Source organism: Mongoliibacter sp. (genome assembly GCF_007692705.1).
Taxonomy (GTDB): Bacteria; Bacteroidota; Bacteroidia; order Cytophagales; family Cyclobacteriaceae; genus Mongoliibacter.
On sequence record NZ_REBN01000254.1, the window covers coordinates 1 to 20,702 of the forward strand.

23 protein-coding genes are annotated in these 20,702 nt (G+C 38.9%); 7 read left to right on the plus strand and 16 right to left on the minus strand.

Annotated elements, in window-relative coordinates:
- Positions 1-332 precede the first annotated feature (332 nt).
- From EA341_RS17325 to EA341_RS17350, 6 genes are all read right to left on the minus strand, one after another.
- Positions 333-1,259: a glycerophosphodiester phosphodiesterase family protein gene (locus EA341_RS17325; protein WP_293016427.1), complete on the minus strand. Its 927-nt coding sequence runs from the start codon at positions 1,257-1,259 to the stop codon at positions 333-335.
- Positions 1,249-1,707: a DUF2721 domain-containing protein gene (locus EA341_RS17330; protein WP_293016428.1), complete on the minus strand. Its 459-nt coding sequence runs from the start codon at positions 1,705-1,707 to the stop codon at positions 1,249-1,251. Before EA341_RS17330 ends, EA341_RS17325 begins: the two co-directional genes overlap by 11 nt.
- A gap of 169 nt (positions 1,708-1,876) precedes the next feature.
- Positions 1,877-2,695, minus strand: coding sequence for an anti-sigma factor (locus EA341_RS17335; protein ID WP_293016429.1), 819 nt, complete (start codon positions 2,693-2,695; stop codon positions 1,877-1,879).
- Positions 2,695-3,228 (minus strand): sigma-70 family RNA polymerase sigma factor, encoded by a 534-nt coding sequence (locus tag EA341_RS17340; RefSeq protein WP_293016430.1) that lies wholly within the window; start codon positions 3,226-3,228, stop codon positions 2,695-2,697. Before EA341_RS17340 ends, EA341_RS17335 begins: the two co-directional genes overlap by 1 nt.
- 94 nt (positions 3,229-3,322) lie before the next feature.
- Positions 3,323-4,723: a dihydrolipoyl dehydrogenase gene (gene lpdA / locus EA341_RS17345; RefSeq protein WP_293016431.1), complete on the minus strand. Its 1,401-nt coding sequence runs from the start codon at positions 4,721-4,723 to the stop codon at positions 3,323-3,325.
- A 137-nt stretch (positions 4,724-4,860) separates the two neighbouring features.
- The gene (locus EA341_RS17350; protein ID WP_293016432.1) at positions 4,861-5,256 is read right to left on the minus strand and encodes a GxxExxY protein; all 396 of its coding nucleotides are present in this window, start codon (positions 5,254-5,256) and stop codon (positions 4,861-4,863) included.
- Positions 5,257-5,403: 147 nt separating this feature from the next.
- On the opposite strand from EA341_RS17350, the gene fabG reads away from it, so the two are divergent.
- Both fabG and EA341_RS17360 read left to right on the plus strand, forming a co-directional pair.
- On the plus strand, positions 5,404-6,150 hold the full coding sequence (gene fabG / locus EA341_RS17355) for a 3-oxoacyl-[acyl-carrier-protein] reductase (protein WP_293016433.1): 747 nt from the start codon (positions 5,404-5,406) through the stop codon (positions 6,148-6,150).
- Between the two features lie 207 nt (positions 6,151-6,357).
- On the plus strand, positions 6,358-7,662 hold the full coding sequence (locus EA341_RS17360; protein ID WP_293016434.1) for a M23 family metallopeptidase: 1,305 nt from the start codon (positions 6,358-6,360) through the stop codon (positions 7,660-7,662).
- Between the two features lie 93 nt (positions 7,663-7,755).
- Here the strand turns inward: EA341_RS17360 and EA341_RS17365 are convergent, their stop codons facing one another.
- Positions 7,756-8,925, minus strand: a complete 1,170-nt coding sequence (locus EA341_RS17365; RefSeq protein WP_293016435.1) for a hypothetical protein — start codon at positions 8,923-8,925, stop codon at positions 7,756-7,758.
- A gap of 102 nt (positions 8,926-9,027) precedes the next feature.
- Between EA341_RS17365 and EA341_RS17370 the strand changes: the two genes are divergently transcribed.
- From EA341_RS17370 to EA341_RS17385, 4 genes are read left to right on the plus strand one after another with little or no spacing between them, the layout of a single operon-like run.
- A complete protein-coding gene (locus tag EA341_RS17370; protein WP_293016436.1) occupies positions 9,028-9,876 on the plus strand; it encodes an SPFH domain-containing protein in 849 nt (282 codons plus the stop codon).
- Between the two features lie 5 nt (positions 9,877-9,881).
- Entirely contained in the window at positions 9,882-10,364 is a 483-nt protein-coding gene (locus EA341_RS17375) for a hypothetical protein (RefSeq protein WP_293016437.1), read from the plus strand.
- A 12-nt stretch (positions 10,365-10,376) separates the two neighbouring features.
- Positions 10,377-10,871, plus strand: a complete 495-nt coding sequence (locus EA341_RS17380; protein ID WP_293016438.1) for a hypothetical protein — start codon at positions 10,377-10,379, stop codon at positions 10,869-10,871.
- Positions 10,861-11,037, plus strand: a complete 177-nt coding sequence (locus tag EA341_RS17385; protein WP_293016439.1) for an Arc family DNA-binding protein — start codon at positions 10,861-10,863, stop codon at positions 11,035-11,037. The genes EA341_RS17380 and EA341_RS17385 overlap by 11 nt, the downstream gene beginning before the upstream one ends.
- 20 nt (positions 11,038-11,057) lie before the next feature.
- Here the strand turns inward: EA341_RS17385 and EA341_RS17390 are convergent, their stop codons facing one another.
- The 4 genes from EA341_RS17390 to EA341_RS17405 all read right to left on the minus strand — a co-directional run bounded on the left by EA341_RS17390 (position 11,058) and on the right by EA341_RS17405 (position 15,474).
- Positions 11,058-12,539: a TolC family protein gene (locus EA341_RS17390; RefSeq protein ID WP_293016440.1), complete on the minus strand. Its 1,482-nt coding sequence runs from the start codon at positions 12,537-12,539 to the stop codon at positions 11,058-11,060.
- Positions 12,532-13,824 carry an ABC transporter permease gene (locus EA341_RS17395; RefSeq protein WP_293016441.1) on the minus strand — a complete coding sequence of 431 codons (1,293 nt, stop codon included), beginning with the start codon at positions 13,822-13,824 and terminating at the stop codon, positions 12,532-12,534. Before EA341_RS17395 ends, EA341_RS17390 begins: the two co-directional genes overlap by 8 nt.
- A 29-nt stretch (positions 13,825-13,853) precedes the next feature.
- Positions 13,854-15,173, minus strand: coding sequence for an efflux RND transporter periplasmic adaptor subunit (locus EA341_RS17400; protein WP_293016442.1), 1,320 nt, complete (start codon positions 15,171-15,173; stop codon positions 13,854-13,856).
- Positions 15,174-15,330: 157 nt separating this feature from the next.
- Positions 15,331-15,474, minus strand: coding sequence for a hypothetical protein (locus EA341_RS17405; protein ID WP_293016443.1), 144 nt, complete (start codon positions 15,472-15,474; stop codon positions 15,331-15,333).
- A gap of 49 nt (positions 15,475-15,523) precedes the next feature.
- On the opposite strand from EA341_RS17405, the gene EA341_RS17410 reads away from it, so the two are divergent.
- Positions 15,524-16,288, plus strand: a complete 765-nt coding sequence (locus tag EA341_RS17410) for a class I SAM-dependent methyltransferase (RefSeq protein ID WP_293016444.1) — start codon at positions 15,524-15,526, stop codon at positions 16,286-16,288.
- Here the strand turns inward: EA341_RS17410 and EA341_RS17415 are convergent.
- Genes EA341_RS17415 through EA341_RS17435 form a run of 5 tightly spaced genes read right to left on the minus strand, consistent with a single transcriptional unit; the run spans position 16,285 to position 20,501 of the window.
- Positions 16,285-17,247 carry a glycosyltransferase gene (locus EA341_RS17415; RefSeq protein ID WP_293016445.1) on the minus strand — a complete coding sequence of 321 codons (963 nt, stop codon included), beginning with the start codon at positions 17,245-17,247 and terminating at the stop codon, positions 16,285-16,287. The genes EA341_RS17410 and EA341_RS17415 overlap by 4 nt on opposite strands.
- Positions 17,247-18,209 (minus strand): glycosyltransferase family 2 protein, encoded by a 963-nt coding sequence (locus EA341_RS17420; protein WP_293016446.1) that lies wholly within the window; start codon positions 18,207-18,209, stop codon positions 17,247-17,249. The genes EA341_RS17415 and EA341_RS17420 overlap by 1 nt, the downstream gene beginning before the upstream one ends.
- The gene (locus tag EA341_RS17425; protein ID WP_293016447.1) at positions 18,209-18,742 is read right to left on the minus strand and encodes a DUF4199 domain-containing protein; all 534 of its coding nucleotides are present in this window, start codon (positions 18,740-18,742) and stop codon (positions 18,209-18,211) included. The genes EA341_RS17420 and EA341_RS17425 overlap by 1 nt, the downstream gene beginning before the upstream one ends.
- A 4-nt stretch (positions 18,743-18,746) precedes the next feature.
- A complete protein-coding gene (locus EA341_RS17430) occupies positions 18,747-19,259 on the minus strand; it encodes a DUF4199 domain-containing protein (RefSeq protein ID WP_293016448.1) in 513 nt (170 codons plus the stop codon).
- Positions 19,260-20,501, minus strand: a complete 1,242-nt coding sequence (locus EA341_RS17435; RefSeq protein ID WP_293016449.1) for a dihydroorotase — start codon at positions 20,499-20,501, stop codon at positions 19,260-19,262.
- Positions 20,502-20,702: the final 201 nt, after the last annotated feature.

The window sequence follows — 20,702 nt, forward strand, 5'->3', positions numbered from 1 at the left end:
ATTTCCGCTGCCCACATGGCTTCCAACATTCCTTTAGTTGGTTTGGTTAGGGTGTCACTTCTTAGGTCAATTATCATATAAAATTATTAAAGGAAATACAGTGGAAATATGGTAAAAACTGAAATATACTGCGTGAAATACAGTAGAAATATACTTTGTGAAATATGCCTTCGGCGAAATATTAAAGACCACATATTTTCATTCTCACATCATGATAGTCCTTAGCTTTATTTCAATTGTATTTCCACCATATTTCTATTTTATTTCTATCGTATATCTACCATATTTCAACTTTATTTCTATTGTATTTCAACCATATTTCCACTCTATTTCTATCTTATTTCAAAATACTTAAATTTTTTACTCTTCTCTGGAACTAGCCCTTTAATCGCCTTAGCAGCTTCTATAGGCCTGTCCGTAGCTAAGATATCCGCTCCGTTGTTGATGAATTCTGCATAAATATGATCACCACGCGCGATGGCGCTACGATCAAGGTTACCCATGGTCCCAAGGATGGTAAATACGCCATTTTCGTGCAACTTTTGGTTGAATTCAACAGGCCTTTCAGAAAGACCCGTAAAAGCAATCCATCTGTCAACCGGAATTCCTGAATTCTCAAATCTTTCCAGTTCTTCATCATTCCTGATAGTAACAGAAAGCATCAAATCCGGATGAAGGCGGTGCACTTTACGGGCTGCACCTAAACTATAAGTGATCACTGCAGCATATGGTTCTGCTTTATGCCTTTTGATCGCATCTACAACCATTTCAAAAGGCACTTCTCTCTTGACATCTACCGTAAACAATGTTTTTCCCTTTCCCCAATCCAAGACTTCGTCCAAAGTGGGAATAACAAAATCAGTCAGTCTTCCCTCATTATCCTTTAGTCTCAAGGCTCTGATTTCTTCAAAGGTACTCTCAATCACCTTTCCTGAGCCATTTGTGGTCCTATCCAAGCTATTGTCATGCATCAGCACCATCACAGAATCTTTGGTCAAGGCCACATCAAACTCAAGAATAGAAGCTGTATGCATCAAAGTATTTTCAAAAGTTTCAATACAGTTTTCAGGGAAACCATGATATGGACCACCTCTATGGGCAGAAACCATAGGGATTCTATCCGAGGTCCAGGTATAAAAATCCTCCATTTCGGAAAGGCTATTTACCTGAATTTTATGGAGTTCATCAAATTGCTTTTTACAGGAAATAAAGGCGAGTGCACCAAATAAAACTGTAAGCAGTAAAACTTTATTTTTCATCAACATTCTTATCTTTTTTAAAAAAGAGATCAAGTCCGGTAGAACGGGATTGAAAATGATCTTCCATATCCTGGATTTCCAGTTTAAGGGCTTTGTTTGAAATCATAATTTCCACAAAAGAAATGGCCAATGAAACCAAAAGTGTGAACATGCTCCCAATAAATACATAATTGGCTGCCTGCTGGGCTTCAATAAAGATCAGGTACATACAGATCACGCAAAAAAGGAAACTCAAGACTCCACAAAGCTGCATGTATTTGATCATGCTCAGGCGGCTCTTGAGGTTTTGGATCTGACCGACAATGATTTTTTCATCCGGGTTTTCAAGAAACTTTTTATGCAATCCGCGGATCAAATTGGCTACAGCCAAAAACCTATTGGTAAAAGCCAACATCATCAAAGTGATGGCGGAGAATAACAATGCAGGGGTGGACAATTGGAGTTCCATTTCAGGTACCTTTTAATTTAAATTGTAAGTTAATGAATCAAATCGTAAACAACTTTTGATTCTAAATAATGCCTTACATTTTTTTAAAACACCTATATAAAAGAACCCCACGCCCGGGACACCGAACATGGGGTTGAATTTATAAGAATTTAAGTTATTGGTATTTTAATTAACCCACATTCCCAATTACCACCAGTTTTTCTAAAGTTGGACTTTCGGAACCTCCTTTGGGTTCTATAGTGACTGCAAATGTACCAGCAGCAGCTACAGCATCCATCTGTTGCAAACTAAATTTCTGTCCGGGATTGATAAGACCTATACCTACTGGACCATCGTCTCCAATCGCCCAAAGCTGGTAATCCTGGTTTTCATCCAATCCTTCCAGCCTATTGACCGAGATAAATACCGATGCAGCAGCTTGATCCCACCACACATCCACTACAGCATCTTTTTGGATTTCAAAAGGATCACCTTTCATAGGTATACGCTGGAAATCCCCTGCAAGCAATGACTCGAGCTGGGCATCTGTTTCTTCAAAATTGACTTTGTACTGATCCAGCTGTTCTGCCAATTGAGATTGCTCCTGAAGCAAAGCCGTAAACCTGTTGTCTACATCCTTGTATTGCATGGCAAAGAAAATTGCCGCAACAGAAGCTATAACTGTTGTCACACATGCTGCTGCAAAGTATGATTTCCATGGGGTGATAGCGACTACCTTGGTTGGGCTGCTTTTTCCTACAGCAGTAGCTGAGCCGATTTCAAAATCTTTTTCCAAACTCTCAAAGACTCTGTTTTTGACTTTTGCAGAAGGTGCTTTTCCTGTTTGGTTGTCGAAATCAAAGAATGCTTCCTCTATCTGGTCAAGTTCCGCCTGAATTTCAGGGTACTTTTTTGCCAGACGAATAACCTCTTCGCTCTCCCGCTCGCTCAGCTCTCCGAGTACGAAGAGCTCAAGCTTTCCTGACGATATGTATGCTTGAATATCCACTAAATTTTTTCTATGTTCTTTTTTAACAAATTGATAGCTGCACGGATCCTGGATTTGACAGTACCCAAGGGTATAGCAAATTCCTCAGCAATTTCTGAATGGGTATATCCTTTGAAATAAATACACTCCACCACAAAGCGCTGCTCCTCATTTAAATCAACTAGAAGTTCCTTTACTCCTATTCCGTCGACCAACTCAGAAGTACCTGATTGACTCTCCAATCCATATACGTAGTCATCTATGGTATTGGTCTTACTGCCCTGAGAGAACTCTTTGGACCTGGTTTTATCAATTGCTGCATTACGGCAAATATTAGCCATCCAAGTGTAAAGTCTCCCTTTGGTTTCATCGTAACTGTCAATCTTCCGCGTAATCTTGATAAAGGCGTCATGAAAAACTTCTTCGGCAATATCCGAATCAGTGATGATCCTGCTGATTACGGTAAAAAGTGCCCGGGAGTATTTCTCGTAGAGATATTCTACGGTTTTCCTGTCCCTTGCCCTCAATCCAGCTATAAGTTCTTGCTCTTCCAATGTTTGTAATTTTAGGAATCCAATTTCCTTTTAAAAAGAAAACACAAGACCAAATGTTTGATCTTGTGTCTCGAATATAAGGATAATTTTAAAATTATAAGTGAATAACCTCATCATATGCGGCAGCAGCTGCTTCCATGATGGCCTCAGACATAGTTGGGTGAGGGTGAACCGTCTTTACCAATTCCATACCTGTAGTCTCAAGTTTGCGTATAGCAACGATTTCAGCGATCATTTCTGTAACATTAGCCCCTAACATATGGGCTCCTAGAAGTTCGCCATACTTAGCATCAAAAATCAATTTGACAAATCCGTCTTTTGCTCCAGCAGCTGATGCTTTACCGGAAGCAGAGAATGGAAACTTACCTACTTTGATTTCGTAGCCTGCCTCTTTGGCTTTGGCTTCTGTATAGCCAACAGAGGAAATTTCAGGGACACAATAAGTACATCCCGGAATGTTATTGTAATCCAGAGGTTCAGGATGGTGGCCAGCGATTTTTTCTACACAAATAATACCTTCTGCCGAAGCCACGTGTGCCAAGGCAGGACCTGTAGTCACATCTCCGATAGCATAGTAACCTGGCATATTGGTTTTGTAAAACTCATCAACTTTGATTTTTCCTTTGTCTACAAGTATTCCCACATCTTCTAAGCCCACATTTTCCACATTGGAAACCACACCTACTGCTGAAAGGACAATATCGCATTCAATGGTGGATTCAGCTCCTTTTTTATCTTTCACTTTGACTTTGCAGCCTTCCCCCTTGGTATCTACAGCAGTCACTTCAGTGCTCGTCATGATTTTCATGCCTGCTTTTTTGTAGATTTTTTCAAGTGCTTTGGATACTTCTTCGTCCTCATTTGGAACAATACGGTCCATAAACTCGACTATGGTCACTTCCACACCAATAGAATTGTAGACGTATGCAAACTCCACCCCGATAGCTCCTGAGCCTACTACAACCATTTTCTCCGGTTTTTTATCCAAGGTCATAGCCTTGCGGTAACCTACAATTTTTTCATTATCTATTTTCAGCGCAGGAAGTTCCCTTGCTCTTCCGCCTGTAGCGATGATGATATGATCTGCGGAATAGGTATTTTTCTTGCCGTCTTTATCTTCAACCTCGATTTTCTTACCCGGCTTTGTTTTACCCCAACCTGTGAGGACATCAATTTTATTTTTCTTCATCAAAAATTGAATGCCTTTTGACATCCCTGCCGCGACATCACGGCTTCTTTTGATCATTCCACCAAAGTCCACTTCAGCTTCTTTGACCTTGATTCCATAATCAGAGGCATGGTTGATATATTCAAAAACTTGGGCACTTTTTATTAAAGCTTTGGTAGGAATACAACCCCAGTTGAGACAAATGCCACCCAATTCGGCAGCTTCTACTATGGCTGTTTTGAGACCTAATTGGGAAGCACGGATAGCTGCCACATATCCTCCCGGACCTGAACCTAAAACAATAACATCATATTTAGTCGAAGACATATTCTTTGTGTTTAATTTTCAAATAAGCTATGCAAAAATAGGGCTTTTGGGGAGAGAAAAAAATAAAACAAGTTTTCAAAGAAGGGTTCACGCAAAGCTTATAAAGAAGCAAAGGATCGCAAAGAAAAAGGCGTATTTTAAAAATCAACTTCATCCTCAAGATTGTTGACTACCCTATGAATACCATCACGAAGTAATTCTGACCGGAAATTTATAATAAGGCCAAGCTTCAAATTAGAAAGCTTTAAATAAGTTTTTAGCTGGGATAAATGAACTTTAGCTATTTGATCCACACTTTTCAATTCAATAATTAATTTATCTTCGACCAGAAGATCAATCCGATAGGCTTTTTCAATATAAACTCCGTCCCATTGTATAGGCAAAACTATTTGTGACTGAACCTTCAACCCAAGTTTCATCAATTCATGGTAAAGGATTTTTTCGTAGGCACTTTCTAACAATCCGGGACCAATCTTTCTATGAATTTCTATTGCTTTGCCAATAACTTGATATGAAATTTCATTTTCCTTCATATTGTTAAAAATTTAATGTTAGTGATATAAATTTAATAATACTCTGCGATCCTTCGCCCCTTTGCCTCCTCTGCGTGAACCCTTCCAACGCAATTAAGAAATTTTCTTATTTTTGGCACTATTATAACCAACCTAAAAATATAAACCATGGGATTATTAAGCGGAAAAACAGCCTTGATCACCGGGGCATCTAAAGGAATAGGAAGAGCAATAGCCATCAGATATGCACAGGAAGGCGCCAATGTGGCCTTTACATTTTTATCCAGTGTGGAAAAAGGGCAGGCACTCGAGCAAGAACTTGCTGCCTTCGGTATCAAAGCCAAAGGTTTTCGCTCAGATGCTTCTGACTTCAAAGCAGCAGAAGAATTGATCAATGCGGTAGTCACTGAATTCGGAGCTTTGGATATCCTGATCAACAATGCAGGCATCACCCGTGACAACCTGCTCATGAGAATGACAGAAGAAGCATGGGACGAAGTGATCAATGTGAACCTTAAATCCTGTTTCAACACAGTCAAAGCAGTCACCCGTACCATGATGAAAGCCAAAGCAGGTTCCATCATCAACATCACTTCAGTAGTAGGTATTAAAGGCAACGCCGGACAGGCCAATTATGCCGCTTCCAAATCAGGTATCATCGGTTTCACCAAATCGGTAGCCTTGGAATTGGGGTCCAGAAATATCCGCTGCAATGCTGTGGCGCCTGGATTTATTGAAACTGAAATGACAGGAGTCCTTGACGAAAAAACAGTTCAAGGCTGGAGAGATGGGATTCCAATGAAGCGAGGTGGTCAACCTGAAGAAGTGGCCAATGCTTGTGTATTCCTGGGTTCTGATATGAGTTCGTATATCTCCGGGCAGGTGCTGCAGGTGGATGGAGCGATGCTTACTTGATTTTAGATTTACGATTTTAGAAGGAAGATTGACAGCACTTCATTATTCGAAATTCGGCGTTCGATATTCGACATTAAAAAAACCTTCATGAAAGATATATACTTTCATGAAGGTTTTTTTAGTTGCAAATTCATATAAAAAGACCTTCGGGATTTGAAAAACCCCAAAGGTCTGTGGTAAATGCACGGTATTTGTAACTACCAAGGTATGAATATCAAGTCAATAGGCTTATTTGGATTTTTGGGGCTGATTCTTTTGGGCTGTAATGGTACCAATTTTCAGAAAATACTGGGTCCCAGCAATCCTTATGAGCAATACAGCAACTTTCTTAATTCCTCTGAATTTGAAAATGCAGCCATCGTCAGGGACTGGGTAAATGCCGGGGAGCGGGCTTTTGATTCACCGGTGGAAATCACACTTCCTTATCAGGAGATCAGCCATTTTGAGAAAAATCAGCCAAAAGCCATTTATATGGAATTTGAAGCAAAGGAAGGTCAAATCATATCCGCAGAGGTCAAACAGATTTCAACCAAAGACGCAAGGTTTTTTCTGGACTTATATGAAGTCAGCAACAGCGGTAGAAAAAACATACAATTCGCAAAAGACACCAGTCAACTAAATTTCCAAGTAAAAAATACCGGTAAGTATGGAGTCAGAATTCAACCTGAATTATTCAGAGGTGGTGTTGTAGAACTTTTGGTACAACAAAATCCATCATTGGCTTTCCCTATCGGGGGCAAAAATCACAGATCTATTGCCTCATTTTTTGGTGATCCCAGGGATGGCGGGAGAAGGAGACATGAAGGGGTGGATGTATTTGCACCAAGAGGAACTCCTGTGATCGCCGTAAGTTCAGGAAGAGTCAATAGAGTTGGTAACAACAATTTGGGAGGCAAAATAATAAATATGAGCGGAGGTGGATATTCCTATTATTATGCCCACTTGGACACCCAAATGGTCAAAACAGGTCAGGCTGTCAATATTGGAGATACACTTGGAACGGTGGGAAATACTGGAAATGCAATTTCTACCCCACCCCATCTTCATTTTGGAATTTATAGATCGGGTAGAGGTGCGGTGGACCCATTCCCGTTTTTTGAAGAAAGAAGGCTGTCAGTTGTGACTACAATAGGTGATTCCATCAATTTGGGTAAGGTGGTCAGGGTTAAAGTACCCACCGCAAACCTTAGATCAAAACCAGGAACAAATGCTGAGATTATCCAAAAACTTCCGAACAACACGGTCGCAACCATTCAGGGAAAAACGAATGATTGGTATAGGGTTTTGTTGCCTGATGGCAGAGTGGGCTATTTGTTTGAAAACTTACTTGCTTATGAACTGTCTGCATTCGGATCATTGGAAGAAAAAGAGGAGTTCATGATCAGGGAAAACTTTGCTGATAACAATAATTTTGAAGCATCCAGACTTGGTGAAAATTTAGAAGTGATCGGCGAGTTTCAGGATTCGAGATTACTCATAACTGAATCTGGAAAGTACTATTGGGCTTTTTAACCTTTGAGGTCTTTTTTTGACCTCGAAAGTTAAAATCTTAAGGAAGGCTTTTAGGAATATTTTCAAGACAGGGTTTATTGGTAATCGATATGCCTACTTTCTCACTTTTGACAAATCAATCCTGAAAAACCCGTATTCGTCTTCTGATGCATTTTCGGGTTTGTTCAAATAGAAACCGTCTGAAGCTATAAAGTAATTTTCCAACTTGGTTCCAGGGCCATATTCAAATTTGTATTCTGATAAAAGGTTCAAATCAGAATCATAAATACTGAGGAGATGATGTTTTGTCCTCTCCCGAGTTGTTTCCCCTGCACCCGATTCATTTATTTTTGAAATCCTGAGAAAAATATTTCTGTACTTATCATAAAGAAAATCCAAATGTGAACTGGCCTCTTTTTTCAATTCCACATATCCATATTCACCACGGACAATTTTTTCACTTCCTGTAAAATTAAAATCTGCTCCAGTCATTAATTTTTTCTTATCCGAAATTTTGAAATCAGACATAACAAAAATTGAATCAGAATATGGGAATAACACATAATTCTTATTGTCAACAAACTCAACTATTGGAGGATAAGACAAGTGATCATTTACAAATTCTAATTTATATCCTAATGGAAAAACAAGGTTCTTTAGGGTTGTTTTGTCTTCTTTAGAATCAAAAGAGATAATCCATTCTTCAATTTTATCAAATGCCTTAGTTTTTCCTGTAAAATTACTGCTTGGTGTAATCAGAGGAGACACTAAAATTTGATACAGGCTTTCTGAATCTTTGGCGAAATTTTTTCTTTTCCCATAAAGCATGCTACTGTAAAAGGAATTCGGAAACTCTAATTGGTGATCGATCCGTTCTGCCTTTGTTCTTTGCTCTTGATGATATTCATAAAACCAACCATTCCAATTGATGATTGTCAGTGAATCAAAACCTTCTGCTAATAAAAACCCAATGTACCCTTTAAAGCTATTTGGCCCATCATCCGGAAGTTTGATTTCTTTGACTTTATCCCCGGTGAGTATTGAATAATACTGGATTGTCCTTTCTCTATCTGCCAAGGAAACGATGTATTCAATACCTTGATGATTGATTGTCTGTTTGACTTCAATATTTTTTGTCAAACTGTCCTTCTTGAGAATCAATTCTCCCACAACCAACTCATCGAGATTTCCAATAAAGATCTCTTTGGTAGATTTTTGGCCACATGAGAATAAAAGTACCAAACCCAAACAAATGTGAAATCGAGAAAATTTTCTTAATGGCATATCTCAAAGATATAGTGTTAGTTGAAAAAAAATCTCCCGGAATGAAACTTTTTTTACTAAAACATGTATATTGCATTGATATCATTTTAATATCATAACAATATGGAAAAAATAACAAAACCCTTTTCAGGCTATTTAATGGTCTTGGTGGCGATAGCCCTGATTCCGGCCACTGCATTTTCATTTATCAATGAAATACATATTCTTGGACTAGTTTTAGGTGTAGCATTTATCCTTATTCTTCCGGGATTTTTTACCCTTCAACCCAACAAGGCCATGGTGCTGATTCTCTTTGGTGCCTACAAAGGAACCGTTAAAGCCAATGGCTTTTTCTGGGTTAATCCTTTTATGACCAAAAACAAGATTTCACTTCGGGTCAGGAATTTTGAAAACAAACCGCTCAAAGTCAATGACAAAATCGGCAACCCGGTCATGGTGGGAACTATTGTCGTTTGGCAAGTTGAGGATACTTTCAAGGCTACTTTTGAAGTGGAAGATTATGAGAATTTCATTCATCTTCAATCCGATGCTGCCGTAAGAAAGATGGCCGGAAAATATCCCTATGATGATTTTGAAGCTGAAGATGCTGAAATCACCCTTCGCTCCGGTGTGGAAGATGTGAATCATTCCCTAGAGGCTGAGATTTCAGAACGATTGCATCATGCTGGAATTAAGGTTATAGAAGCGCGTATTTCCCATTTGGCTTATTCCTCTGAAATCGCCTCGGCCATGCTTCAAAGACAACAGGCCACTGCGATTGTTGCAGCAAGAAGAAAGATTGTGGATGGTGCTGTAGGAATGGTAGAAATGGCCCTCGAAGACCTGAAAATCAAAGGAATCATAGACTTTGAAGACGAGAAAAAAGCAGCTATGGTCAGCAATTTGATGGTGGTACTTTGCTCGGACAGGTCGGCAAGTCCTGTGCTGAATGTTGGTACCCTTAACCAATAAAACAGATGGTGGTCAATGAAACCCATACATTTAGAGGTACTTGGCTGATGTATGCCCTCCTGATGCTAGAACTGCCTACCCTGATACTGATAGTGGTTCTTTGGCAGACTGATCACCTGGGGGATGAAGGACCTATTGCAGTTGCCGTCGTTGCAGGTGTAATGACAGCCACCTTTATGTTGATCATCAATATCAAACTGGAACTGAGGGTGGACGATCGGGGTTTGGCTTACCGTTTTTCTCCTTTCAACTTCAAATGGAAAAAAATCCCTGCTGATCAAATCAAATCTATCAAGGTCAAAAAAACTGATGGTTTATTTGAATATGGAGGTATTGGATACAGGATAAGCTACAAGCAGCGCGCTTATATTTTTATGGCTGATCATGTCATAGAACTGGAAACACCTGAAAGGAAATATATTTTCAGTACGAAGAGACCTACTGAAGTTGAGGAAATTATTCAATCTTCGGAAAAGGGGAATTATTAAATATTTAAAAATATGGGGAATTACGTTTTCAAAGAAAACCAAAAATTCAATCGATTTTGGCTATGGATTCCAGTCGGGACTGTCACCCTGTTGGTGATTGGTTTGGGGTTACTAGCTCTGGAAAAGCCTGTCAGTTGGACTGATAAAATCATTCCAATACTTATTCTTGGTGCTGTATTATTGTTCTTTTTATCAATCCGGATAGAAATCCGAATAGATGGCAATAGTCTTCAATATAAGTATCCTCCTATTATCAATAACTGGAGAAAGTACAGATTTGAGGATATGGAGCAAATTGAAATTAAAAAATATAAATCTTTTTGGGAATTTGGTGGTTGGGGAATCAGATACAATTTTGATTATTGGCTGTATAATACCGGCGGGAAATACGGGCTTTTGGTGACAACCAAAAAAAAGAAATTTATGCTGGGGACCTACAAACCGCAAGAAGCCCAGATAGCCATTGATCAATTTAGGGAGTTTAAATCAGGAAATAATGCCCACTAAAAAACCATTTGCCCTTCGCTTGGACGAAAAGATGATGAAAGCCGTGGAAAAATGGGCTTCGGATGAATTCCGTAGCACCAATGGGCAGATTGAGTGGATTATTTATGAAGCCTTGAGGAAGTCGGGGAGGCTACCCAAAGAGAAAGACAATGGCTCAGGGACTTAATAACCTGAGCCAAGATTATTTTATTGCACCTCAGGAGTATATAAGAGCTGATTATTTTGGAAATCATACAAGGTCAACTGTCTCAACTCATAATAAGCTGTCCAAAAATCCCTCAATGACTGGATATACGCCCTTCGGTTTTGATCCTTTTCCTGTTGGGCTATATTGAGGTCAGTTATTGTTACATTGCCGTTTTGATACCTGCGCAAGGAAATATCATAACGCTTATCAGCCACCTCATCAGAAAGTTTTGTGATTTCAAGCCTTTCTTTAAGCATACTGAAATTCTTAACTTTCGTAAATATCTCCTGCTCAAAATTGATGATGTCCTGCTCTACAGTATACTCTACCAACTTTTTATTGGCTTCAGCTTGGCCCATTCGGGCTTTATTCCTGCCCCAATCAAGAATAGGAACCAAAAAAGAAAGGTTGACCAAAGTCTGTCTATTGGGATCTTGGTAAAGATGCTGCCAATTGAGGGCCGCATTATTCAACCCGTAACTTGCATTCAGAAACATGTTGAAACGCTGCCCTCTTGCCTGAGCAACTCCTGACTCTGCCTGCAGAATCCTCCTATCAAAGCCTAATGCTTCGGCCCGGTTTTGGAAAGCAAATTCTATAGCCTCTTCTACATTTACATCAAATTCAGGCAATTCCCTTGGTGGAATGAGCTCAAGTTCTGCAGCCTCATTGAGACCAACATAAGACTTCAACCTCAGGGAGTTGGCTTCTAAGTCCAGCCTGGCCTGAGCCAAATCCTGTTTTGCCTGTAACACCTGCAATTCTACCTGTAGCAACTTATCTTCATAAGTAGTCCCTATATTGTACCTTCCCTGCTCGATTTTGAGTATTTCCTGGGTATTATTAAGATTTTTATTGGCAATTTCAAAATTGACCTGAGAGATCAGAAAATCGAAAAACAACTGTGTAACTGTCTGACTGATCTGCTCCATTTCTTCCACAAACTCCCGCTTACTTTCTTCGTAGACAAGAGGCTCAATTTTTTGATCCCACTTCAATGGATTGAAAGCAAATATTGGCTGACTCAGCCTAATATTTACAGGAACTCCAGACCACTGTGTTTGAGGACTTCCATCCGGTGCTAGAAAATTGTCAAACCTATTGGTAGAAGAGTTGATAGAAATATTCCCTCCTGTAGCGGCTATGGTCTGCTCCATACCAAGCTCCAAATCCATCAGGTTTTGACGTACTTCGCGGAAACCAACACTTCCATCCGGCTGAATTACGGTATTTACAGCTTGGGAAAAACCAGGGACAGTTCCGCCTAGCCTCAGCTGTGGATTATAATTGGATCTGAAAAAGCGGTAATTCCAATACCTATTTTCTCTTCGGGTCTCAGCCCTTAGAGCTGCTGGGGAACGACCTTTCGCCCTTGTCACAATTTCATCTAAAGTGAACTCTGCCCTTTGTTGTCCAATAGAGGCCACAGGTGAGCAAAGGATTGAAAATATCATCAATCCTGAAAACAATATTTTATTCATATCTCAAAGATGTTATAGGATCCTGACTCGCTGCCTTACGAGCTGGAGCAATTCCGAATATCAAACCCACGGTAGCTGCCACTCCGAATGACAACAAAATGGATGGTATGGTGACCACCGTTGGGAAATCACCAAACTCTGCTACTAGCCAGGCCAAGAGAATTCCTAAAATCACTCCGATCACGCCTCCGGAAACCGAAATCATGATCGACTCGAAAAGAAACTGATTCACAATATCGGATTTTTTTGCACCTAACGAAAGTCTTAGGCCTATTTCTTTTATCCTTTCTAAAACAGAAGCCAGCATGATATTCATGATACCTATTCCACCTACCAATAGTGATATTCCGGCAATCGCTCCCAAGACAATATTGAAAATATTTTGGGTACGCTGTTGTTGTTTGAGCAAGAGTTCAGGAATCGTGATTTCAAAATCCACTACATTGAAATGTCTACGCTCTAAAAGTTTGGAAATCACTTCAGCTGTAGGATTAAGGGCCTCACTTTCGGCAACCTGAATCGTCAATTTATCAATCTGGTGATAGTTGGAGGATGCTTTTTCATCAGACCTCAAATTGGAAGGCACTAAAAGATCTCTGTTCTTAAACCTGAGAAGCATAGTCTGAATGGGTATGTAAACATCCATATTGAAATCCCTAATACCAAGTTTGGAAATACTCTGTTCCGATACGTAACGCTCCTCCATAATACCAACAACTTCAAGCCACTGAGAACCACTTTTGATGCGTTTTCCTATAGGGTTTTCTTTGGGAAAAAATTTACTTACCACTGAGCGCCCAATAATACAGACCGGATCTCCGTTTATCATATGTTTTTCGGTGAACATACTTCCTTCTGCTAACTTGAAATCAAGTACATCAAAATATGCTGGAGTTACGCCAACCAGTTTTGCTGATCGCCTGATTCCTGCATTGACCAAAAAAGTTTCCACTTCAATTTCTGGGCTGATATTGATTATTCCAGGCACCGTTTCTACAATGGCTTCTACATCCAACAGTTTCAGCCCAGGAGAAAACTTTCCTCTTTCATCCTCAACATCTGCATCTTCATCAAGGCTCTCCTCTTTTTGCTCAGAAACTGGTTCTATAACTATATTATTTACACCTACCAGACGAATCTGTTCCAAAATTTCCTGTTGGGCACCATTTCCTATCGCCAGCATCGCAATTACGGCAGCTACTCCAAAGATAATCCCAAGGGCAGTCAATAAGGACCTGAGTTTATTTGCAATAACTGCCTCAAGGGCAATATAAAAGTTAGCCATTAATCTGGCTTTATCATCCACTATCATACTCAATCCTCTATTGTCCTCTGGGTGATGTTTTCAGGACTAGCTGAGATTTCATCAAAATCAGGATTTCTTTTCCCATCAAGCTCTTCCAAAAGGTTGACAGCAACATTTTCTGCCCATGAAGGGGTGGATAAATACACTTTGTCACCAATTTGAAGTCCCGATTCAATGATTACATAATTTGAATTGGATAATCCAAGTTTCACTTCCTGTTTTTTACCGTTTTTCAGGTGCACGTAGTTGATGCTGTCATTTTGAGAATACAGTGCCTCTAATGGAATAAAATTTGCCTCTTCGATCTCCTCTGCAACAATTGTATTTGACGTAGTCATTGCTGGTCTAAGTAACTCATCAGATTCATTTACTACAATTGTTACTTCAAATACCTTTGCATCGGAATTTGGACGCTGTTGTCCAACATTGGCTACCTTGGTCACTTTTCCAGTAAGTTTTTTCTCAGGAAACGCGTCAAGTCCCAAATCTACTCTTTGTCCCGGTTTTACTTTCCGTATATCTACTTCATTGACATAAGTTATGCTTTGCATGGAAGTAAGGTCCGGCAAAGTAGCTACTACAGGATTCCATGAAGAAATCTGGGAGCCCTCTTTTACTTTTCCTCCCCTACCCCAAACGTATATCACCATCCCATTTTGCGGCGCAGTAACAGTGAATTTCTCCAACACTTCTTCCATTTGTGTTACATCAGACTGTACATCCCTAAGCTTGGCGGATACTTCGACCATACGGGCTTTCTCCTGCATAAGCTTGATCCTGTATCGATCCTTTGCCTGTTGTAGGTCTCTTTTGGCTCTTTCTACGCTGTTCTCGTTTTGCTTGATGATTGCAGGGGGTTCAAATTGTGATTGTTCCAAAACCAATTCCCTCTCTTCGACATCATACTCTAGGTTCAGTAAATTATCTCTTTCCTGCCTTAAGACTAAAGCTGTATCTAGCTGAGTCTGTTCATACAGTGCCTGAGCTTGTTCTAGGTCCAGCCTTTTATCCTCAAATCTCCCAAAGAGCTCTGTTCTGTCTAATGAAGCAATAAATTCACCTTTCTTGACTACTGTTCCTTCATCCACCATTTCCTCAACAGTAAAATTCCCAACCCTAAATCTTCTGGCATCAGTTGGACCCATCACCTGAACTGAGTTAAGCGCCTGAAGCTCCCCTGAAGTAGTGATTTCAACTTTAAATTTGCCACTTTTAACTTCTGCTAGAATTTCATTGCCTTCCGTGGAAGATTTGGGTCTAAAAATTAAAAAGACCAGAATAATTAAAAAAATTAATGAAATCGCTATATAAATCTTTCTTTTCTGCATATGCTATCTTAGGTCAAATAGGTTAACATCAAAATTACGGTAAATTGATTTGCTTCTCTGTCCAGTAGGCATTTTATAAAACCATTAACATAATTATAAAGCAATTGACTTGAATCTTTTGGAGTTAGAATATTTTTAGAATAAAAAATAGGTTCATTTAAGCAGAAAAGAAGGATTTAGTACCTTTGAGTCCAAACCCTGAATTCATGAAATCAGGCCAACTGTGAGCAGAAGTGGATAAGGAATACCTCTCATATGGGAATAGCCTGTAAACTGTCAGGGCCAATTTGTGAGATTTCATAACCTTTCCCGGCTTGTCGGGATGACCTTTGAAAAACAATTAAAAAAATATGAAATCGATAATCAGTTTTGTTATCCGGTATATTCCAAGAAAATACCTTCAGCTAGTTTCTCATTTCTTTCTGAAAGTTTTGTCTGTTTTTTATAAGGGTAATAATGTGGCTTGTAATGTATGCGGAAGCTCATTTAGAAAATTTTTGCCTTATGGCAGAAAGGCAAGAGAAAATGCACTATGTCCTAACTGCCTCGCTTTGGAAAGGCATAGACTGATGTGGCTTTTCCTACTAAAAGAAACGGATTTTTTTAAAAAGAAATTTAAAGTGCTTCATATCGCTCCAGAACTTTGTTTTATCGACAGGATGGAGGCACTGCCAAATCTAGAATACATTACAGCTGACTTGGAGTCTCCTTTGGCCAAGGTGAAAATGGACGTACATGATATCCCTTTTGATGATGAAAGTTTTGATGTGGTTTTTTGTAACCATGTGATGGAACACGTGGAAGATGATATTCGCGCCTGCAGTGAGATCAACAGAGTCTTGAAAAAAGACGGTTGGGGAATTATACAGTCTCCTGTATACGATTTGGAAAAAACGATTGAGGACAAGTCTGTGACTGACCCTGCAGAAAGGGAAAGGCTCTTTGGGCAAAGAGACCATGTAAGAAAATATGGAAAAGACTACGCTGCTCGCTTAAGCAATTCCGGCTTGAACGTTACAGAAAATTTATTTGTAAAGAGCCTTGATGAGGACCTACTTAAGAGGCATGCACTTCCCCAAAATGAAATCATTTTCTACTGCTCCAAAGGAAATTAACCTTTCAAGGATTTGATCAGGTATTCGTACGAAAGCCCAAACCCATAGGCTGCTAGCTGGGAAACAGAGTAAAATATAGCCATAAACCCTACAATAAGACTTTTATAAATGGCTGAAGCATGAAGAAAAATCGCAAAACTCCAAAGTCCAAGAAAAAACATTTGCAATTGAAAGAGTCCACTATGAAAAATTGATGTCAAAGGCAGAAAAATCAGAAATAAAAGAAACAAAAAGGGTAAAAGATGGACTACTTTGATAGCATTGGCGTGAAATCTGGATACATTCACCCTATTTCTCCCAAAGTTAAAACCTTGGCGAACAAAGCTTTTAAAATTGTTCTTCCTTTTGTGATAGACAAATGCTTCCTGAACAAGCTCTAGCTTGAACCCAGCATTTTTTATCCTGATACTGATTTCAATATCCTCTGCGCGGTTGGGGTCTTTAAAACCTCCCAACTCTTGGAATACCTTTCGCGAAAAGCCCATATTAAAGCCTCTTGCCTGAAACTTACCCGGATTTTTTAATTTTCCTCTGATACCTCCCGTAGTCCAAATAGAGGTCATAGCGAAATCCATGGCCTTTTGTTCTAACGAAAAATCTTCAGAGGAAGCATCAGGTCCTCCGTGTGCATCCAAGCCCCTGTTTTGAATGGCATTCTTAAGTTTCAAGAAATAGGATTTTGGAATGACACAATCAGAGTCAAAAAAAACGAAGTATTGTCCCCTTGCTTTCTCTATTCCAAAGTTCCTGGCAAAACCCTGGCCTACATTTTTAATATGGAAATAATTGAGCCGAAGTTTATCCTCAAATGGAATTAACTCTTTCTCCGTTGGTAATGTAGAACCATCGTCTACCACGATTACTTCAAAGTCTTTATAATCCTGTTCACTCAAACTTTGAAGCAATTCTGCCAGTTCTTCGGGACGGTTGAATACCGGTATGATAACTGAAAAGTACATCAACTCTTAAAGTTGAATTCCTCATCTATGTTGTAATCAGCCTTTCGACTGTTATTGGAAGTCATCATTTCTGCCAAGAACCCAGTCAGAAACAATTGAACGCCAATGATCAAGGCCACTAATGCCAAAAAGAAAAGAGGCTGATCCGTTATATCTCTTACTCTTAGGCCTTTGTATATACCATATATCTTCTCAAATATTAACCAAGAAGTAATAATAAAGCCCGTCAAAAAGGATACTGTGCCCAGAAAACCAAAAAAATGCATCGGCTTTTTCTTATACCTGTTTACAAATGATACGGAAATCAAATCCAGAAAGCCATTAAGAAACCGTTCAATACCAAATTTGGTTTCTCCGTATTTTCTTGGTCGGTGTTCAACTATTTTTTCACCAATATTTGAAAAACCATTCCATTTGGCGATTAAAGGGATATACCTGTGCATTTCCCCATATATATGAATATTCTTGACAACTCTATTTTTATATGCTTTTAATCCACAATTAAAGTCATGCAATTTTATACCGGAAATAACCCTGGTTACCCAATTGAAAAACTTAGAAGGCACTGTTTTAGTGATGGGATCGTATCTTTTTTTCTTCCATCCTGACACTATCTCATATCCACCAGCCACGATCATATCATACAACTCAGGTATTTCGTCGGGACTATCCTGCATATCAGCGTCCATTGTAATTACAACTTCTCCCTTTGCCTTACCAAACCCAATGTCTAAAGCTGCGGATTTCCCATAATTTCTAACAAAATTAATCCCTTTCACGTGAGGGTTTAAAGCTCCTAGCTTCAGGATTTCAGACCAAGATTGATCAATACTACCATCATTCACAAATATGATTTCATAGGAAAATGCATTTTCATCCATCACGCGCTGAATCCAATTATGCAATTCAGCAAGAGATTCTTCCTCATTATAAACCGGCACTATGATGGAAACCTGTAACATTAATAGGAGAAATCTTCTTTTTTGTGGACAATAGCTGCTACAATCAGACCGATGATCAATACACCCAACATCACATTGAAGAATGTAGCAACACCAAGAAACTCGACTGTTTGAAAAAATTTCAAGAATTCAGGTAACTCACTAGTGTCAACATCCGGTGCACCAAACCTTTCCCTCATTTCTTCTTGTGCCTCCTGAATCCTTTCCATGTACCCAGTATCCACAAATTTGATATATATATAAATACCAACAGCACGGATCACCCCCCCAATTAATCCTACCAGAGCAATTATTCCAAAAGCCCTACCAAAAGAAAGTAAGCCGTTATTGTCATCTTTATATTCTTTGCAGGCAAGGAAAAAAACTGTAAACGCTATGCCAACCAAAATCACAAATGACAATGCCTGAACAGCAAAGCCCATGGTTGCAAAGTCGAACATAGTCGTTATTAGTGTATAAATAAGGCCTACTATTCCATAAATCGGGCCCCATTTTTTAACCACCTCTTCAAAGGTTATGCTTTCCTCTTCCATAGAATTATTGATTTGTCTTTCTCAAAATAACGGAAATAATTATGGTAAAAAACAATCCAAAAACAACTTTCCATATAAAATCATTTATAGCAATTTGAAAAATATTCAGTTCCTGAATACTTTCATAAGTTGTCTGAAAAATATCTTCTCCATATTGTTCAATAGTAAAATCTTTTTTCTCCAGGGTAATGTTCACTTTACTTTCCTTTATTCTATCGAATAACTCTGGCCATGCCAACAATCCAAAAAATATGCCTATAAATGAGATCACAGCATTGAGTATATAAACCACAAAACCTAAAGTCATCCCTTCTGCAAAACTTATATGGTTATCATTGACTTTGAACCTTATAAAATAAAGTGCTGCTCCAATGAAGAATGGAGTGATGGCAAAACTGAAAATAATACTTTTCAACGTAGGATCATCTCCAAGCGCACCGAGGACAAAAAATGCCAATAATGAGAGAATCGCAGCCAAAACACCTATTTTGCCAGCGTAACTAAAATATTTTTTCATTTAAAATTTGGCTAGTACTCCTTTATTAAACACCATTTTTATTTTCCCTTTAAGAGAGCGCCCCATCCAAGGATGGTTGGCAGACAAAGATAAATTGGATTTTTTATCATAAGTCCACTCTTCTTTCGGAGAAAAAATAGTCATAGAATCGGAATCACTACCATGAATTCCCAGCACACCCCTAGCGCCAGTGGTTATTTTTGAAATCAATAAAGGCCATCCAATTTCATCACTTAGTTTCACCATAGAAGGCAGGAAAGTCTGTAATCCAATCATTCCAAATTGTGCCAAGTCAAATTCCATATGTTTGGCATCAAAATCCTGAGGTTGATGATTAGAAACTATTGCGTCAATTGTACCATCTTTTAATCCTTCTATAATTGCATTCCTATCCTCCAAAGATCTAAATGGTGGCAGTACCTTAAGATTGGCATCGAAAGACATAAGGTCTTCATCAGTAAATATTAATTGATACAATGATACGTCAGCAGTAACATTCAGCCCTTGTTTTTTAGCCGATCTTATCCTTTCAATCCCAGTTTTTGAACTAATCGTCTGAAAATGTAATCTTCCTCCTGAATATTTAAGTATTTCCAGATTTTTTTGAATGGCTATATCCTCAGCAAGGTTTGGAATTCCTTTCATTCCTATCCGGGTAGAAACTTCGCCTTCATGCATTTGCCCGAACAAGGCAAGTAAAGGTTCATAAGCCTGATCAAAAAGAATTCCGTTGAACTTCTGTAGATACTGAAGAGATTTCATGAGTCTATCAGGATTAGACAATGGATTATTTCCATCACCAAATATGAATACACCCTGAGCGTTAATATCCAACATATCGGTGAAATCTTCACCCAGAGCATCTTTTGTAACTGCAGCCTGTATGATAGGGTCAGCCAGCCATGTAGCCGTCTTGGCTTTAAAAAACTGAATATCATTCTTATTTTGAAAAACAGGCCTAGTATTAGGAATAACTACCGCCTTCACAAATCCACTTTGCACTAACAGTTCTCCTAGGCTATCCAAAGTTTCCTTATATTCCTCTCCAGGTTCACCAGAACTACATCTTAGATCAACCCAACCCTCTGAGCCAAGAAAGTCAGAACAGTCAATAATTTCATCAAATTCTTGGAGATTATACTGGGAAGCAGGAAGCACCTTATTTTCTTGAAGAATAAAGTCTTTGGGTGAATGGATTTTATCAGAGTCGACAATTCGTAAAGACTGAAGTAAAACAGGCATTTTATTTTTAGTTTGTGCAAAACTGCAATTTTATCCCATAAAATGGAAATAAAACTATTTAGTTTAGAAACAAAGGGCTTAAGTAACATGAAAAAGCCATCAAATTTTTTAAAAAGAAGTGTAATTATTCCGATTAGCCCTGAAGCAAAAAAACCCTTTAGATTTCTCCAAAGTGCATGAATAAATGAGGCTGTAATCCCG

Bases quoted from the DNA above. Each gene is read 5' to 3' on its own strand.
- EA341_RS17325 (WP_293016427.1), bottom strand. From the start codon at position 1,259: ATGAAAAATAAAGTTTTACTGCTTACAGTTTTATTTGGTGCACTCGCC.
- EA341_RS17380 (WP_293016438.1), top strand. From the start codon at position 10,377: ATGGGGAATTACGTTTTCAAAGAAAACCAAAAATTCAATCGATTTTGG.
- EA341_RS17365 (WP_293016435.1), bottom strand. From the start codon at position 8,925: ATGCCATTAAGAAAATTTTCTCGATTTCACATTTGTTTGGGTTTGGTA.
- EA341_RS17415 (WP_293016445.1), bottom strand. From the start codon at position 17,247: ATGTACTTTTCAGTTATCATACCGGTATTCAACCGTCCCGAAGAACTG.
- EA341_RS17425 (WP_293016447.1), bottom strand. From the start codon at position 18,742: ATGGAAGAGGAAAGCATAACCTTTGAAGAGGTGGTTAAAAAATGGGGC.
- EA341_RS17370 (WP_293016436.1), top strand. From the start codon at position 9,028: ATGGAAAAAATAACAAAACCCTTTTCAGGCTATTTAATGGTCTTGGTG.
- EA341_RS17330 (WP_293016428.1), bottom strand. From the start codon at position 1,707: ATGGAACTCCAATTGTCCACCCCTGCATTGTTATTCTCCGCCATCACT.
- EA341_RS17420 (WP_293016446.1), bottom strand. From the start codon at position 18,209: ATGTTACAGGTTTCCATCATAGTGCCGGTTTATAATGAGGAAGAATCT.
- EA341_RS17395 (WP_293016441.1), bottom strand. From the start codon at position 13,824: ATGGCTAACTTTTATATTGCCCTTGAGGCAGTTATTGCAAATAAACTC.
- lpdA (WP_293016431.1), bottom strand. From the start codon at position 4,723: ATGTCTTCGACTAAATATGATGTTATTGTTTTAGGTTCAGGTCCGGGA.
- EA341_RS17410 (WP_293016444.1), top strand. From the start codon at position 15,524: ATGAAATCGATAATCAGTTTTGTTATCCGGTATATTCCAAGAAAATAC.
- EA341_RS17430 (WP_293016448.1), bottom strand. From the start codon at position 19,259: ATGAAAAAATATTTTAGTTACGCTGGCAAAATAGGTGTTTTGGCTGCG.
- EA341_RS17405 (WP_293016443.1), bottom strand. From the start codon at position 15,474: ATGAAATCTCACAAATTGGCCCTGACAGTTTACAGGCTATTCCCATAT.
- EA341_RS17435 (WP_293016449.1), bottom strand. From the start codon at position 20,501: ATGCCTGTTTTACTTCAGTCTTTACGAATTGTCGACTCTGATAAAATC.
- EA341_RS17360 (WP_293016434.1), top strand. From the start codon at position 6,358: ATGAATATCAAGTCAATAGGCTTATTTGGATTTTTGGGGCTGATTCTT.
- EA341_RS17375 (WP_293016437.1), top strand. From the start codon at position 9,882: ATGGTGGTCAATGAAACCCATACATTTAGAGGTACTTGGCTGATGTAT.
- EA341_RS17350 (WP_293016432.1), bottom strand. From the start codon at position 5,256: ATGAAGGAAAATGAAATTTCATATCAAGTTATTGGCAAAGCAATAGAA.
- EA341_RS17390 (WP_293016440.1), bottom strand. From the start codon at position 12,539: ATGAATAAAATATTGTTTTCAGGATTGATGATATTTTCAATCCTTTGC.
- EA341_RS17400 (WP_293016442.1), bottom strand. From the start codon at position 15,173: ATGCAGAAAAGAAAGATTTATATAGCGATTTCATTAATTTTTTTAATT.
- fabG (WP_293016433.1), top strand. From the start codon at position 5,404: ATGGGATTATTAAGCGGAAAAACAGCCTTGATCACCGGGGCATCTAAA.
- EA341_RS17385 (WP_293016439.1), top strand. From the start codon at position 10,861: ATGCCCACTAAAAAACCATTTGCCCTTCGCTTGGACGAAAAGATGATG.